The organism is Actinomadura sp. 3N508 (assembly GCF_044326375.1).
Classification (GTDB): Bacteria; Actinomycetota; Actinomycetes; order Streptosporangiales; family Streptosporangiaceae; genus Spirillospora.
Genome location: NZ_JBIRAX010000001.1, coordinates 923333 through 937795, shown reverse-complemented (window position 1 = coordinate 937795; position 14463 = coordinate 923333). Strand labels below are relative to the sequence as shown.

The window sequence follows — 14463 nt, the reverse complement described above, 5'->3', positions numbered from 1 at the left end:
CGGCGCCGGGCACGCCCGGCTTCACCGGTAAAGGCCGGTACCGCCCAGCGAGAACCGTCCCGGCTGCGGGTGGACGGACAGCCCCACCGGACGCCCCTCGACCGTGGCCTTCCGCAGGACGCGTCCCGTCTGGGTGTCCACGGCATAGACGAGACCGGTGGGGTCGGCGAGCCACAGCGCCGTCCCGTCCGAGGACACCCCGCCGACCGCGGGGGAGCCGCCGCCCGGCAGCGGCCACTGGGACGTGACGCGCCGGGTCGCGAAGTCGATCGCTGCGACGACACCGCCGCCGACGACGAAGAGCCGCCGCGCGTCCCGGCTGACCGCGAGCCCCCGCGCGCCCGGCGCGGTCGGCACGAACCTGGTCAGGATGAACCGGCGGGCGTCGACGAGCCACACCCCGCCGTTGACGGAGTCGGTCACGTAGAACGCGGCGCCGTCCGGGGACAGCCGCAGGTCGCCGGGACGCGCCCCGTGCGGCAGCCGGATCGTCCCGGTGATGCGGCGCCCGGCGAGGTGCACGCGGCCGATCCCGGCTCCGGACGCGCAGGTCGTGACGAGCGACGCCCCGTCCAGGGTGAAGTCGGCGTGCCCGGGGGTGCAGGGCATCGGCACCGACGCCTTCAGCAGCATCGTCTGCGGGTCGCGGACGTCGATGCGGCGCGGCCGGCGAGCCAGGACCAGCGCGTCCTGCCCGTCCGGGGTGAAGTAGAGCCCGGCCGCGCCGGTCACGTTCACCGGCAGGCCCAGCCTCCCGCTGCGCACGCCGACCGAGACGAGGACCCCGTTCACGCGCCCGGCGGCCCACAGCCGCCGCAGATCCCACGACGGCACCACCCGCGACGCCGCCGCCCCCGTGTGGAGGCGCCCGACGGGGCGAAGCGAGCGAGGGTCGAGCATGTCGACGGCCTGCCCGTTCGCGACGTACAGCCGCTCGGGCACCCCGTGGACGCTCGGCGCGATCATGCCCGCCCCGGTGGCCGCGTACACGCGTCCGGCCGCAGGACGGGCGCCCAACGGAACGGCCTCCTCCGGAGCAGCAGGCCCGGTACCAGGACGCACGCTCGAATACGGCGCAGGCCCGCCGAGCCCGATCACCGGGCGGCCCGGGGCGCCCTCGCCAGGCCGGTAGAACGGGACGGGCGACTCGCACCCGGCGAGCCCGCCGCCGGTCAGCACCAGGGCCGCGGCGAGCGGGACGGCGGCGGCCCGTGATCGTCCCTCGTGAGCTCCCATGCGCGGTCTCCCCCCGTCAACGCGGGGACCATACCGAGGGACGACACTGAGTGTCCGACCAATTGCCAAACGTGTTCGCGTTCGCTGCCCGCGCGAGGGGAAACGTCAGTCGGACTTGCCGATACCGATGCCGAACTCGCGGTAGACGCGCTCCCAGAAGCCGTCCCGCAGCCACGTGCGGGCCTCCTGGTACGGACGCAGCGACGAGCCCAGTTCCTTCTCCGCCTCGATCAGCAGTTCCTTGTCGATGACGGGCGGCAGGATCGGGCCGGGGAGCAGGTCACGGATGTTGTCCCGCCCCCGCTCGAAGATCCACTTCTGCGCGACGTGCTCGCCGATCTCCAGCATGTGGTCGCGCTCGGGCCCGAGCTTGCCGTCCTGCGCGGCCGCGGCGGCGGAGTTCATCGACGCGGCGACCGTCGCGGGCGTCGCACCGGCGCCCGCGCCCGCCGGGACCGGGACGCTCGTGCGGACGGTGGCGGGCGTCGGCTTGATCGCCGGGGGCCGTCCCGCGAACACCTGCGACGGCGACGGCACGGGGCTCGTCCCCTTCGCCGCGGCGGCCGCGTCGGCCGCGTCCCGGACGGCCGCGGCCGTGCCGGGCGCAGGCGCGGGCAGCAACTTGGCTTTAGTGAAGTAAGGACGCAGGAAATCAGCCGGCAGCACTTCAACGGTGTCGGACTCCCACACCAGCCACTCGGCCTGGTTGGACCCGTGCGTCGGCTCGACCCCCCACAGATGGACCCGGACGCCATACCGCTGCGCCGCCTCGACGGCGGGCAACATGTCCTCGTCGCCCGCCAGAAGCACCGCGTCGGTGATGGCGCGGTGCCTTGCCAGGGCCTCAAGGTCGGCGCGGAGCTGGGCGTCCACGCCCTTCTGCTGGCCCTGCGCGTTCAGGTTCCCGAGCCGCAGCTTCACCAGCGGCAGGTTCGCGATGACGCGCTGATCGACCGTCGGCTGCCGCTTCGGCGCGGCGTCGAACCAGTACACCCGCAGCAGCTCGCCACGCCGCTGCTCGTCGGCATGATCGGTCAACGCCTTGATCAACTTTTCGGCCGCGACGCGGTACTCGCGCCGGGAACCGCAACTCAGGAGCAGCGCCCCGGAGGCCGCGTAAAGGTACCCCGCGTCGACGAAAATCGCGTAGCGCGCGGGCTGTGGGACGAACTCCGAGGTGGCCATGGCCTTCCACCTTATTCGTGACGGGCGGTCGCTGGGAGCGAACCGCGGTTGTCCGTCACCGGGTCATCACGCGTCCGTCACCGGGGAAGGGCGCTCGCCCGCCACGCTCCGGGCCCGCGCGGCCGCGGTTCCGCCGCGAACGAGCCGCGCACCAGCCGAGACCGGTCGGCCCACCGGGACGGCCTCGCCGCTTCGGACCCTTGCGGCGCGGCGGCGGCCTGCGCACGAGCGGCCAGCACCGCCACGAGCGCCGCGATCTCATCGGGTCCCGCGTCGCCGCGGACGACCTGAAGGAACGGCTTGTCCTCAGCGGTCACCAGATCTCCTCACGCACTGGGAGCGTCGGGCTCAAAGCGGGATGTTTCCATGCTTCTTAGGTGGAAGCGTCTTGCGCTTCTCCCGCAGCGCCCGCAGCGCCCGCACGACCTGCCCCCGCGTCTCGGACGGCTTGATCACGTTGTCGACATACCCGCGCTCGGCCGCCACGTACGGGTTGGCGAGGGTGTCCTCGTACTCGGTGATCAGCTCTGCGCGGCGGGCGTCCGGGTCGTCGGCGGCGGCCAGCTCGCGCCGGTACAGGATGTTCACCGCGCCCTGCGCGCCCATCACCGCGATCTGCGCGGTCGGCCACGCCAGGTTGACGTCGGCGCCGAGGTGCTTGGACCCCATGACGTCGTACGCGCCGCCGTACGCCTTCCGCGTGATCACCGTGACCAGCGGGACGGTCGCCTCCGCGTACGCGTACAGCAGCTTCGCGCCCCGCCGGATGATCCCGTTCCACTCCTGGTCGGTGCCGGGCAGGAAGCCGGGGACGTCCACGAACGTCAGCACCGGGATGTTGAACGCGTCGCACGTCCGGACGAACCGGGCCGCCTTCTCGGACGCGCCGATGTCGAGCGTCCCGGCGAACTGCATCGGCTGGTTCGCGACGATGCCCACCGAGTGGCCCTCAACGCGCCCGAATCCGACGATGATGTTCGGCGCGAACTGCTCCTGCACTTCGAGGAACTCGCCGTCGTCCACCACGTGCTCGATGGCGGTGTGCATGTCGTAAGGCTGGTTGGGCGAGTCGGGGATGAGAGTGTCGAGCTCCCCAACGAGCTCTTCCGGATCGACATCCGCCGGGAATGCCGGCGCGTCCGAAAGGTTGTTGGACGGCAGGTAGGACAGCAGCGCCTTGACGTACTCGATCGCGTCGTCCTCGTCCGATCCCTGGTAGTGCGCCACGCCCGACTTGGAGTTGTGCGAGTGCGCCCCGCCCAGCTCCTCCATCGTCACCTCTTCGCCGGTGACCGTCTTGATCACGTCGGGCCCGGTGATGAACATGTGCGAGGTCTGGTCGACCATGACGATGAAGTCGGTGATCGCCGGGGAGTACACGGCGCCGCCCGCGCAGGGCCCCATGACCAGCGAGATCTGCGGGATCACTCCGGACGCGTGCACGTTCCGCTTGAAGATCTCCGCGTACAGGCCGAGCGCGACGACGCCCTCCTGGATCCGCGCGCCGCCGGAGTCGTTGATCCCGATGACCGGGCAGCCCGTCGTGATCGCGTGGTCCATGACCTTGCAGATCTTCTCGCCGAACACCTCGCCGAGCGATCCGCCGGAGACGGTGAAGTCCTGGCTGAACACCGCCACGGGACGCCCGTCGACCGTCCCGTACCCGGTGACGACGCCGTCCCCGTAGGGCCGGTTCTTCTCCATCCCGAAGTTCGTGGACCGGTGCCGCGCCAGCTCGTCGAACTCGACGAACGACCCCGGGTCGAGCAGCGCGTCGATCCGCTCCCGGGCCGTCATCTTGCCCTTGGCGTGCTGCTTCTCGACCGCGCGCGCCGATCCGGCGTGCACCGCCTCGTACCGGCGGCGCTCCAGGTCGGCGATCTTCCCGGCCGTGGTGTGGACGTCGTACCCCACCGGGGGTTCAGGGGCTTGCGTGGCCATGCGCGCCAGGGTAACCGCCCGCCACCCCGCCGTCCGTGACCGGGGGAGTCGTTACGCTGGGCGCGTGGCCACGAAGACACGCGACACGTTTCGGCAGGACATGCCCGAACTGCTCCGGCGCGACGTCCGCCTGCTCGGCGCGATGCTCGGCGACGGCCTGGTGGAGTACGGCGGCCCCGGCCTGCTGGACGACGTCGAACGCCTCCGGCACGCGGTGATCGCGGCCCGCCGCGGCGAGACCGCCGTCGACGACGTCGCGGCCCTGGTCGACGGCTGGACGCTGGAACGTGCCGAGCAGGTGGCCCGCGCGTTCACGGTCTACTTCCACCTGACGAACCTGGCGGAGGAGCACCACCGCATCCGCACCCTCCGCGACCGCGACACCGGCGAAACGGTCCCCGGCTCGGTGGCGGCGGCCGTCCAGCAGGTCCAGGCGAGCAACGGCCGCGTGGACGACCTGGTCGACGGCCTGGAGTTCCGCCCCGTCTTCACCGCCCACCCCACCGAGGCCCGCCGCCGCGCCGTCGTCACCGCCATCCAGCGGATCAGCGACCTGATGACCCGCCTCAACGGCACCCCCGGCGCGACCGAGCGCGAGGAGATCGAGCGGAGCCTCCGCGAGGAGATCGACCTCCTCTGGCGAACGGCCCTGCGCCGAGCCGCCCAGATGGACCCGCTGGACGAGGTCCGCACCGCGATGGCGGCCTTCGATGAGACGATCTTCAGGGCCGTCCCACACGTCTACCGAGCCCTGGACCGCGCCCTGGGGAACTCCGGCACGCACCCTCCGAAGGCCCGCCCGTACCTGCGCTTCGGCAGCTGGATAGGCGGCGACCGCGACGGCAACCCGTACGTGACCGCGCAGGTGACCCGAGACGCGATCATGATCCAGGCCGACCACGTCCTCCGCGCCCTGGAGGCCGCCTGCCTGCGCATAGGCCGCGAGTTGACCGTCCATGAGGACACCACGCCCGCGTCGGCGGACCTCCGCACCGCCCTGGCCGCCGCCCGCACCGCGCACCCCACCCAGCTAGGCGAGATCGCCAAGCGCTCGCCCGGCGAACCGCACCGCCAGTTCCTCCTCCACATCGCGACCCGAATCGCCGCGACCCGCGACCGAGACGCCGACCTGGCCTACGCCACGGCAGACGACCTCCTGACCGACCTCCGCCTCGTCCAGGAGTCCCTGGCAGGCGCAGGCGCGCCCCGCCAGGCGTACGGACGCGTCCAAAACCTGATCTGGCAGGTCGAGACGTTCGGCTTCCACCTGGCCGAACTGGAGATCCGCCAGCACTCGGAACTCCACCAGCAAGCCCTGCAAGAGCTGAGGGCAGGCGGCCCACTCTCCGAGATGACAGAAGAGATCCTGGAGACGCTCCGCGTCGTGGCCTGGATCCAGCAGCGCTTCGGCGTCCGCGCCTGCCACCGCTACATCGTCTCGTTCACCCGCTCCGCCGAAGACATCGCGAACGTCCACGCCTTGTCAGCCTCCCTAGGCGAGTCGGCCCCCACCCTCGACGTGATCCCGCTCTTCGAAACAGGCGAAGACCTGGAACGGGCGCCCTCCGTCCTGGACGGCATGCTTCACATACCCGCCGTCCAGCAGCGCCTGGCCGACACAGACCGCCGCCTGGAGGTCATGCTCGGCTACTCGGACTCGGCGAAGCAGCTAGGCCCCACCAGCGCGACCCTCCGCCTCTACGACACCCAGGAAGCTCTAGCGGCCTGGGCGGCCCGCCACGACATCAAGCTCACCCTGTTCCACGGCCGAGGCGGCTCGCTAGGCCGAGGCGGCGGCCCCGCCAACCGCGCCATCCTCGCCCAGGCCCCCGGCTCGGTCGCGGGCCGCTTCAAGGTCACCGAGCAGGGCGAGGTCATCTTCGCCCGCTACGGCCACGGCGAGATCGCAAAACGCCACGTGGAACAGGTGACAAGCGCCATCCTCCTGGCGTCCACAGACGCAGTCCAAGACCGAGCCCGCCAGGCAGCCGCCCGCTTCCGCCCCCTAGCGGGCAAGATCAGCGAAGCAGCCCGGACGGCCTTCCGCTCCCTGATCGAAACCCCCGAATTCGCCATCTGGTTCGCCCAGGTAAGCCCCCTAGAGGAGATCGCCGAACTGCGCATAGGCTCCCGCCCGGCCCGCCGCAAGGCCGCCCGCGGCCTGGAAGACCTGCGCGCCATCCCGTGGGTCTTCGCCTGGACGCAGACCCGCGTGAATCTCCCCGGCTGGTACGGCCTGGGCAGCGGCCTGGCAGCCGTCTCCGCCGGCGGCGCCGACCTGACCGAACTCCGCGACGCCTACGAAACCTGGCCGCTCTTCAACACCCTCCTCGACAACGCTGAGATGAGCTTGGCCAAGTCAGACCGCGCAATAGCCGAGCGTTACCTGGCCCTAGGCGAACGTCCCGAACTCACGGAAACTGTCCTCGCCGAATACGACCGCACACGCCGCCTGGTCCTAGCGGTCACAGGCCACGAACGCCTCCTGGAGAACCGCCGCGTCCTCTCCAGAGCCGTAGAACTCCGAAACCCGTACGTGGACGCCCTCTCCCACCTACAGCTAAGAGCCCTAAAGGCCCTCCGCAAGGGTGTGGCGAACGACGAGGAACGCACCCACCTGGAGGCCCTTCTCCTCCTCTCCGTCAACGGCGTAGCCGCCGGCCTCCAGAACACGGGCTGACCATGATCAGACCAGCCACCCCACCCGACCAAGCGCGCATAGAAGAGATAGTCGAAGCCGCCTACACCCCGTGGGCGGAACTGATCGGCGCCCGCCCCATCCCCATGGACGCCGACTACGCCGCCTTCATCGAGTCCGGCCACGTGTTCGTGACCGGCGAGGGACCGGACGGCCTAATAGTCCTAATCCCCGAGGACGGCACGCTCCTGATCGAGAACGTCGCCGTAGCCCCCGCCCACCACGGCAAGGGCATAGGCCACGCCCTTCTCTCCTTCGCCGAAGACCGCGCCCGCGCGCTAGCCCTCCCGAGCCTGCGCCTCTACACCAACAAGCTAATGACGAAGAACATCGCGCTGTACGCGTCCCTCGGCTACCACGAAACGTCCCGCGAGGAAATCAACGGCCGCACCATCGTCCACATGCAGAAGTCCCTCGCCTAACCCCCGGGACCATGGACGAGTCCGGACTGGCCGACCGCCCGGCCAACCGGTGCTGCTCGACCACCTGCGTGCGCAAGCCCGCCGCCCCAGCACACCCAGAGATACATAAAGGATTAATATAAAGCTGCTATGCTTCGAGCGTGAGTCGCCGAGACGCCGCGCACCGCGCTTCCGATGCCATCGGGGCAGCCCTCTACGGTCTGGCCACCAGGGCCGTGAGACGCCTTCCCCGCGACATGAGCCTGACGTCCGCCGCCACCTTGGCCACCCTGGACAAGACCGGCCCGCGACGGATCACCGATCTGGCGGTGGCCGAGGGCGTCACCCAGCCCGCGATGACCGTCCTGGTCCGGGTGATGGAGGAATCCGGGCTGGTCGAGCGGAAGGGCGATCCCTCCGACAAGCGGGTCACGCTGGTGTGCCTGACCGAGGCGGGCGCGTCGTACGTCCGGACGCGGCGCCAGGCGGGCGTCGACGCCTACGCACGGTTGATCGACGAACTCACCGATGACGAGGTCGAGGCACTGGCAGCGGCCCTTCCGGCGCTGCTGCGTCTGGCGGAGCTCGAAAGCCACGCCGACAGGAGCCGGACCGGTGACCGCGGCCCAGGGGCATGACCGGCCCATGAGCACCGCCCTGATGCGTTCCGAGGCACGCCTGCTGGTCCCGGCCCTGATGTTCATCGCCCTGGTCGTGGCGGCGGTCGCCAGCCTCGGGACGCCGCTCATCACCAGCGTGGCGACCACGTTCCACGTCTCCCTCGACAGCGCGCAGTGGACGCTGACCATCGCCCTGCTCAGCGGCGCCGTCGCCACACCCGTCCTCGGCCGGCTCGGAGCCGGTCCGCACCGGCGGGCCACGATTCTCGCCACGCTGGCGATCGTCGTCGCCGGCAGCGCGCTCACCGTGCTGCCGCTGCCGTTCGCCTGGCTGCTCGCGGGCAGAGCGGCCCAGGGCGTCGGACTCGGTCTCACGGCGCTGATGATGGGCGTGGCCCGCGACCATCTTCCCGAGGAGCGCGGCGCGGCCACGATCGCCCTGATCTCAGTGGTCTCCATCATCGGAGCCAGCGTCGGCTACCCGCTGGCCGCGCTGCTCGCCGAGTTCGGCGGACTGCGGGCCGCCTACGGCCTCGGCCTGCTCGTCACCGCCATCGCCTTCGTGACCGCGTGGCGCTCCATGCCCGCAGCTCCCGAAGGCCGCTCCGCGCACGTGAACGCGGCCGGTGCGTTCCTCCTGGCGGGTGGACTGCTCCTCGTCCTGTTCCTGGCGGGCGAGAGGAGCCTGTGGAGCCGACACCTCGCCGGGGCGGTCGCCCTCGCCGTCGCCGCCGTACTCCTGCTCTGCGTCTGGACAGTTTCCGAACTGCGAACCAAGACGCCCTTGGTCGACGTCCGGGCGGTACGGCACCCGGCGGTCGCCGGGGCGAACATCGCCATGCTCGTCGGCGGGAGCGGCATGTACCTCCTGCTCACGCTCATCACCCGCTACGCGCAGACGCCGCACGGCGCCGGCTACGGCTTCGGGCTGACCACCTCCGTGGCGGGGCTGGTCCTCGTCCCGTTCTCCGTGCTGGGGTTCGTCGCCGGCAAGCTCACGCCGCGGGTCCGCGAACGGATCGACGGCCCCCTGCTCCTGGCAGGCAGCGCCGCCATCGTCGGCGGCGGGTTCGTCCTGTTCGCCACCGCCCGGTCCAACCTGGCCGAACTGCTCGCGGCCATGGGCCTGCTGGGCTTCGGCGTCGGCAGTTTCTCGGCCGCCATGCCCGGCGTCATCCTGGCCGGCACCCCCAAGAGCGAGACGTCGAGCGCCATGAGCTTCAACTACGTCGTCCGCAGCGTCGGGTACTCCCTGGGCAGCGCCATCGGCGGTCTGGTTCTGGCCGCCGGTACCGCCACGGGCCGTCTCTTCCCGGACGACGACGCCTACACGACCGCGGCGCTGGTCGGTGTCGCCGCGATGGCGATCACGACGATGACCAGCCTCGCCCTCGCCCGCCGACGCTCACCCGAGACCAACCCGTAAGTCACACGGACTCATTCCAACACTGGAGGTTCCATGCCCAAGGGCTACTGGGTCAGCGTCTACCCCACCATCGAGGACCCCGAGAGGCTTGATGTCTACAACGAACTGGCAGGTCTAGCCGTCGCGGCCGCAGGCGGGCGGGTGCTCGCCAGCATCGGCGGCCGGGTCGACGCATACGAAGCCGGAATCGCCGAGCGCGTCGTCCTGATCGAGTTCGACAGCTTCGAACAGGCGGTCGCCGCACGCGCGAGCGCGGCCTACCAGGAGGCGCTGGCCGAACTCCCCGACGGCTTCGAGCGCGACTTCCGCATCATCGAGGGCCTCGACTGACGCGTCAGGCGGACGGGTTCGGCGGGGCGCAGGTCCATTCTTCGTTGGGGAACATGCGGTACTTCAGAAGGCGGTCGACGCGGTCGGCCGCCTTCGCCGCGTCGCCGCAAGGGGAGAGGTAGCCGCCGCGTCCCTTTCCGGCCTCGAAGTAGCTCCAGGTGCCGCCCGGCGTCGCCCGGACGGTCACCACGGCTCCGACGTCCTCTGCCGCGCCGCTCGCGTACGCCCACAGCAGTGGGACCGGGAACCCGAATTCCGCCTTCTCGTACAGTTCCACGCACCGCCAGCCCTTGGGCTTCAGCGCGACCGCGAGCAGTTCCAGGTTTTGGACGGCCGCTTCGTCGCCCAATAACGTCCGCCACCGAAGCACGGCCTGCCAGCGTCCCACCGCCTGACGCACACCCATCTTCGGGCACCTTCCCACGAGTTTCGGCCCTCCACTCATCCGCGACCGTCACGCGCTCACGCGCGACCAGACCCATTTCCCGGCCGGATTGGTCGCCTTCACTCCGTACTCCGACGACAGCAGGCCCACGATCGGCAGACCCCGGCCGCCCGACCCGTCCTCGCATTCCAATGCCTCGGTGTCCGGGGCGATGTCACCGGCGAGGTTCTCCGCCGTCCGCTTCGGGATGGGCGGGACGTCCGAGGAATCCCACACCTCCAGGAGCACGCCGCGCGCCTCGCGCGTGAACCGGACGCGGATCTCCGGCCCGGACGTGTGCCGGATCGCGTTCGTGACCAGCTCACTGGCGATCAACGTGACGTCGTCGCGCAGTACCCCCAGCCCCCACGAGACGAGTCGTGACTCCACGAGCGTCCGGACCTGCCCCGGAGCCGTCTGCGCCGCCGGGATCCTCACGTCGAGCCCGGTGCCGAAGCCGACGGTGGCGCGTTCGCAGTCCATCACGACCACCTCGCCACGAGCGGCCCCTTGCGCGCGTCCACGCGGACGCCTCGTCGCGTGAGCTGCGCCGCCAGCTCCTCCAACGGCGTGCCCGTACCATCGTTCACTGGTCCGACTCCTTCCAGTCGGGCAAGGCCCTGGGCCGGTGAGGTAAGCACCGGCCCAGGGCCGTTCTTTTCCTGCGCCACGTGGTCACGCGGTGGCACTCTGTGTGACACAGCATGCACCCGTTGCGCTGGCTATGCAATATGCTCGACAAGAACAATTTGCCTTCACGGGAGACGGTTATGACGGGATCTCCGACCATGCGGCGACGACGTCTGGCGGCGGAGCTGCGACGAATGCGGACGGACGCGGGGATGTCGATAACGGAGGTGGTGGCGCAGCTCGGCTGGCAGGGGTCGAAGCTCTCCCGGATCGAGAACCGGCAGATCGGGGTCAGCACCGCAGATGTCCGAAAGCTCCTCGACCTGTTCGGCGTGGAAGACCCTCAGCAGGTGCGTCGCCTGGTGGAGATGGCGCGCAGGGCCAAAGAGCGCGGATGGTGGGAGTCGTACGGCACGACCCTGCCGACAGAGACTCGAACCATGATCGGTATCGAGGCGGAAGCCTCCATGATCCGCACCTACCAGCAGGCCCTCATCCCTGGCCTGCTCCAGACTCCCGACTACGCCCGCGCCGTGATTCGCGCGACGCGCCCCACCGACTCGCAAGAAATCATCAACGAGCGTGTAGAGGTACGGCTCGCTCGTCAAAGCCTCCTTGAGGAGAAGGAGACCCCGCAACTCTGGGTCGTGATCAACGAGGGAGCCATTCGGTAGGTGGTGGGGAGTCCAGCAACCATGGCGGCTCAACTCCGAAGCCTGACCGACGAGCGCGACCGGCTCAACGTTGTGGTCCAGGTCCTTCCATTCGCCGCCGGAGAGCACCCGGCCATGGTCGGCTCCTTCTCGATCTTCACCTTTCCGGCCGAGGACGAGACCGGGGCGGTCTACATCGAGACCATGAACAGCGCCTTGATCCTTGAGAAGCCGCACGATCTAGAGACCTACAGCGATGCCTTCGACCACATCCGCGCGGCGGCGCTGTCTCCAAGGGACAGCCGGGACCTGATCAGCGCACTCGTGGCGGATACGATCTAGACACAGGAAGGAGCCCATATGCGTACAGACCTGGCTAATGCGAAGTGGCGGAAGAGCAGCTACAGCGGGGGAACTGGGGACTGTGTCGAGGTGGCCGACTTGGCCGAGAGCATCGCCGTGCGCGACAGCAAGGCTCCTGCCGCTGGGCACCTGATGCTGTCCGTCGAGAGCTTCGCCCGCCTTGTAGCCCGCGTGAAGCGGGACGAGCTGGATTTCTGACCCCCACGAGCGTGCCCCGGCCCGGTGTGGTCGGGGCATTTTTGTTGGGGGAGCGTGCGTGCGTTCCGCTCCTCACTGGAGTTCAAGAGCGGAACTGTGCCTCTCGCCTGGTCGCGTTGTTCAGGCGTTGGTTGTCGGTTGGGGCAGATGGACGGTGGCGGTGAAGCCGCTGGTCGGGGCGGTGTCCACGGTTACTGTGCCGCCGTGGGCTTCGACCGCTGCCTGGACGATGGACATGCCCAGGCCGCTGCCATGCCTGGTTCTGGCTGCGCGGAAGAAGCGGTCGAATACGTGCTCGGCGTCGTCGGGGGCCATGCCTGGGCCTTCGTCGGCGACTTCCAGGACTGCTTGGTCGGGCTCCTGGCGGAGGGTGATCTTTACGGCGGCGTCCTGGGGGGTGTGGGCGCGGACGTTGGCCAGGAGGTTCGTGACGATCTGTGTCAGCAGGGCCTCGTCGCCCTCGATCGTGAGGTCGTGTACGTCCACATCTATGGGGCGTGTGGGCTGGACGGCGTGCAGGTCTGCGGCGGCGTCGCGTACCACGCGGGTCAGGTCCACCGGGGTGGCGTGCATTTCGGGGGTCTGGTCTAGGCGGGCGAGAGCGAGCAGGTCGTCCACGAGGCGGGCCATCCGGTCGGTCTCGGCGGTCATGCGGGCCATCGCCCGGTCCCGCTGCGGGCCGTCCAGCATGCCCTTGTCCGACAGCTGGAGGTAGCCGCGGATCGCGGCGAGCGGGGTGCGGAGTTCGTGCGAGGCGTCGGCGACGAAGCGGCGCAGCTGTGTCCCGCTGCGTTCGCGTATCTCGAAGGCCGATTCGATCTGGTGCAGCATCGTGTTCAGTGCGCTGCGCAGTTCCACCACTTCGGCGCTGGCCGGTGCTCGGGCCGTGACGCGGCGTGTCAGGTCGCCCTCGGCGATCGCCGACGCGGTCTCGACCATGTCACCGAGCGGGCGCAGCCTCCGCCGCGACTCCAGCTGGGACACCGCGGCCAGGACCAGCAGCAGGACGCCGCCCGCGCACACGTTCAGCAGGAGCAGGCGCCGCCCGGCGCGTTCCACCGGCTCCAGCGACAGCGCGAGCAGCACGTAGTTGCCGTCCGACAGCCGCATAGTCGTGACCCGGTAGGCGACGCCCTTGCTCCTGACCGTCGCCGGTTCGTCGTGGCGAGACGGGGCGCCTAGTGCTCGCGCGAGAGCCTGCTGGCGCTCGTCGGGGGGACGGTGGAGCGGCTGCGCCTGGCCGGTGCGGGAGAGCGGGATGAAGAGCAGGTCTCGGTCCGTGGGCGGTGTCGCCGCCGAGATCGGGGCGCCGAGGTCCGCGTAACGCTGGATGGCGGCCATGTTGGTGTTCACGGCTTGGACGGCGCCTCGCGCGTCGCGTAGGTCGTCGTCGACGGCGTTCACGAGGAAGCGTTCCAGCCCTTCCAGGCTCGCCACGCAGAAGAGCGCCAGTCCCACCGCGAACAGCAGCACGTTGGCGGTTGTGAGCTGCGCGCGCAGCGAGCGTGGACGCGTCCGGCTCATTCCACCGCCCGCAGTTGATAGCCGAGGCCGCGCCTCGTCACGATCAGCGGTGTTCCCAGCGGGTCCAGCTTGCGTCGCAGGTAGCCGATGTAGGTCTCGACCACGGTGGACTCTCCGGAGAAGCCGTACTTCCACACCTCGCGCAGGATCTCCTCCTTGGTGACGACACGCTCTGAGTTGAGCAACAGGTAGCGCAGCAGCGCGTACTCGGTTGGCGTGAGATCCACTAGGGTGCCTGCGCGTCGCACCGTGTAGGTCGCCTCCTCCATCTCCACGTCGCCGTGCCGCAGTGTTGACGGTGGTGGGCTCTGGCGGCGGGTGCGGCGCAGCACCGCGCGTACCCGGGCCACCACCTCGTCGATGTTGAACGGCTTGGTGATGTAGTCGTCGCCGCCCAGCGCGAGACCGCCGACGATGTCGGCCGGGGCGTCCCGGGCGGTCAGGAAGACCACCGGGACGTCCTCGCGTTCGTTGCGGACGGTCCGGCACACCTGCCAGCCGTTGCCGTCCGGGAGCATCACGTCCAGGAGCAGGAGATCTGGGTGGTGTTTGCGGGCCATCTCGACCGCTCGCGCCCCGGTCGCCGCGCGCAGCACCCGGAAACCGTGGAACTCCAGGGTGATGCGCAGGATGTCGGCCAGGCTCGGCTCGTCCTCGACCACGAGCACGGTCGGTGCTTCCAACGATGTCCCCCTTCGGTTCCCGCTGCCCTCCTCAGTATCGGGCAGGCAACGTTTCCGCAGCCTGCGAGCGGCTTCGGAGGATCTTGAGAATCGGTTGTGAAGACCCGCCAGGCCATGGCCGGACGCGTGGGCGGCGGTCGAAGCTGAGGCC

General features: G+C 70.0%; 14 protein-coding genes and 1 pseudogene. 7 read left to right on the top strand and 8 right to left on the bottom strand.

Annotation, left to right across the window (positions count from 1 at the left end):
- Nucleotides 1-21: 21 nt before the first annotated feature.
- The 4 genes from ACH34S_RS04240 to ACH34S_RS04225 form a co-directional block, all read right to left on the bottom strand.
- Nucleotides 22-1236, bottom strand: a complete 1215-nt coding sequence (locus tag ACH34S_RS04240; protein WP_395951028.1) for a YncE family protein — start codon at nucleotides 1234-1236, stop codon at nucleotides 22-24.
- Between the two features lie 105 nt (nucleotides 1237-1341).
- Nucleotides 1342-2421 carry an NYN domain-containing protein gene (locus ACH34S_RS04235; protein WP_395951027.1) on the bottom strand — a complete coding sequence of 360 codons (1080 nt, stop codon included), beginning with the start codon at nucleotides 2419-2421 and terminating at the stop codon, nucleotides 1342-1344.
- 77 nt (nucleotides 2422-2498) lie between these two features.
- Nucleotides 2499-2738, bottom strand: coding sequence for an acyl-CoA carboxylase epsilon subunit (locus ACH34S_RS04230; protein ID WP_395951026.1), 240 nt, complete (start codon nucleotides 2736-2738; stop codon nucleotides 2499-2501).
- A 31-nt stretch (nucleotides 2739-2769) separates the two neighbouring features.
- Nucleotides 2770-4362: an acyl-CoA carboxylase subunit beta gene (locus ACH34S_RS04225; RefSeq protein WP_395951025.1), complete on the bottom strand. Its 1593-nt coding sequence runs from the start codon at nucleotides 4360-4362 to the stop codon at nucleotides 2770-2772.
- A gap of 100 nt (nucleotides 4363-4462) precedes the next feature.
- Between ACH34S_RS04225 and ACH34S_RS04220 the strand changes: the two genes are divergently transcribed.
- From ACH34S_RS04220 to ACH34S_RS04200, 5 genes are all read left to right on the top strand, one after another.
- A complete protein-coding gene (locus ACH34S_RS04220; RefSeq protein ID WP_395951439.1) occupies nucleotides 4463-7042 on the top strand; it encodes a phosphoenolpyruvate carboxylase in 2580 nt (859 codons plus the stop codon).
- A 2-nt stretch (nucleotides 7043-7044) separates the two neighbouring features.
- On the top strand, nucleotides 7045-7482 hold the full coding sequence (locus ACH34S_RS04215) for a GNAT family N-acetyltransferase (RefSeq protein WP_395951024.1): 438 nt from the start codon (nucleotides 7045-7047) through the stop codon (nucleotides 7480-7482).
- Between the two features lie 140 nt (nucleotides 7483-7622).
- Nucleotides 7623-8099 carry a MarR family winged helix-turn-helix transcriptional regulator gene (locus ACH34S_RS04210; RefSeq protein WP_395951023.1) on the top strand — a complete coding sequence of 159 codons (477 nt, stop codon included), beginning with the start codon at nucleotides 7623-7625 and terminating at the stop codon, nucleotides 8097-8099.
- Between the two features lie 7 nt (nucleotides 8100-8106).
- Complete coding sequence (locus tag ACH34S_RS04205) at nucleotides 8107-9507, top strand: MFS transporter (RefSeq protein ID WP_395951022.1); 1401 nt, start codon at nucleotides 8107-8109, stop codon at nucleotides 9505-9507.
- A 33-nt stretch (nucleotides 9508-9540) separates the two neighbouring features.
- Nucleotides 9541-9837 carry a DUF1330 domain-containing protein gene (locus ACH34S_RS04200; protein ID WP_395951021.1) on the top strand — a complete coding sequence of 99 codons (297 nt, stop codon included), beginning with the start codon at nucleotides 9541-9543 and terminating at the stop codon, nucleotides 9835-9837.
- A gap of 4 nt (nucleotides 9838-9841) precedes the next feature.
- Here the strand turns inward: ACH34S_RS04200 and ACH34S_RS04195 are convergent, their stop codons facing one another.
- Entirely contained in the window at nucleotides 9842-10186 is a 345-nt protein-coding gene (locus ACH34S_RS04195; RefSeq protein ID WP_395951020.1) for a hypothetical protein, read from the bottom strand.
- A 105-nt stretch (nucleotides 10187-10291) separates the two neighbouring features.
- Nucleotides 10292-10744 (bottom strand): ATP-binding protein, encoded by a 453-nt coding sequence (locus ACH34S_RS04190; RefSeq protein ID WP_395951019.1) that lies wholly within the window; start codon nucleotides 10742-10744, stop codon nucleotides 10292-10294.
- A 221-nt stretch (nucleotides 10745-10965) separates the two neighbouring features.
- Between ACH34S_RS04190 and ACH34S_RS04185 the strand changes: the two are divergent.
- Together ACH34S_RS04185 and ACH34S_RS04180 are read left to right on the top strand one after the other, a co-directional pair.
- Nucleotides 10966-11886 (top strand): annotated as a pseudogene (locus tag ACH34S_RS04185) (helix-turn-helix domain-containing protein).
- A gap of 18 nt (nucleotides 11887-11904) precedes the next feature.
- Entirely contained in the window at nucleotides 11905-12105 is a 201-nt protein-coding gene (locus ACH34S_RS04180) for a DUF397 domain-containing protein (RefSeq protein WP_395951018.1), read from the top strand.
- Nucleotides 12106-12225: 120 nt separating this feature from the next.
- Here ACH34S_RS04180 and ACH34S_RS04175 read toward each other — a convergent pair whose 3' ends face one another.
- A complete protein-coding gene (locus ACH34S_RS04175; RefSeq protein WP_395951017.1) occupies nucleotides 12226-13629 on the bottom strand; it encodes a sensor histidine kinase in 1404 nt (467 codons plus the stop codon).
- Nucleotides 13626-14312, bottom strand: a complete 687-nt coding sequence (locus tag ACH34S_RS04170) for a response regulator transcription factor (RefSeq protein ID WP_395951016.1) — start codon at nucleotides 14310-14312, stop codon at nucleotides 13626-13628. Before ACH34S_RS04170 ends, ACH34S_RS04175 begins: the two co-directional genes overlap by 4 nt.
- Nucleotides 14313-14463 lie beyond the last annotated feature (151 nt).

Coding starts and splice junctions, on each gene's coding strand:
- ACH34S_RS04240 (WP_395951028.1), bottom strand. CDS start 1,236: ATGGGAGCTCACGAGGGACGATCACGGGCCGCCGCCGTCCCGCTCGCC.
- ACH34S_RS04235 (WP_395951027.1), bottom strand. CDS start 2,421: ATGGCCACCTCGGAGTTCGTCCCACAGCCCGCGCGCTACGCGATTTTC.
- ACH34S_RS04225 (WP_395951025.1), bottom strand. CDS start 4,362: ATGGCCACGCAAGCCCCTGAACCCCCGGTGGGGTACGACGTCCACACC.
- ACH34S_RS04220 (WP_395951439.1), top strand. CDS start 4,463: ATGCCCGAACTGCTCCGGCGCGACGTCCGCCTGCTCGGCGCGATGCTC.
- ACH34S_RS04215 (WP_395951024.1), top strand. CDS start 7,045: ATGATCAGACCAGCCACCCCACCCGACCAAGCGCGCATAGAAGAGATA.
- ACH34S_RS04205 (WP_395951022.1), top strand. CDS start 8,107: ATGAGCACCGCCCTGATGCGTTCCGAGGCACGCCTGCTGGTCCCGGCC.
- ACH34S_RS04200 (WP_395951021.1), top strand. CDS start 9,541: ATGCCCAAGGGCTACTGGGTCAGCGTCTACCCCACCATCGAGGACCCC.
- ACH34S_RS04190 (WP_395951019.1), bottom strand. CDS start 10,744: ATGGACTGCGAACGCGCCACCGTCGGCTTCGGCACCGGGCTCGACGTG.
- ACH34S_RS04180 (WP_395951018.1), top strand. CDS start 11,905: ATGCGTACAGACCTGGCTAATGCGAAGTGGCGGAAGAGCAGCTACAGC.
- ACH34S_RS04175 (WP_395951017.1), bottom strand. CDS start 13,629: ATGAGCCGGACGCGTCCACGCTCGCTGCGCGCGCAGCTCACAACCGCC.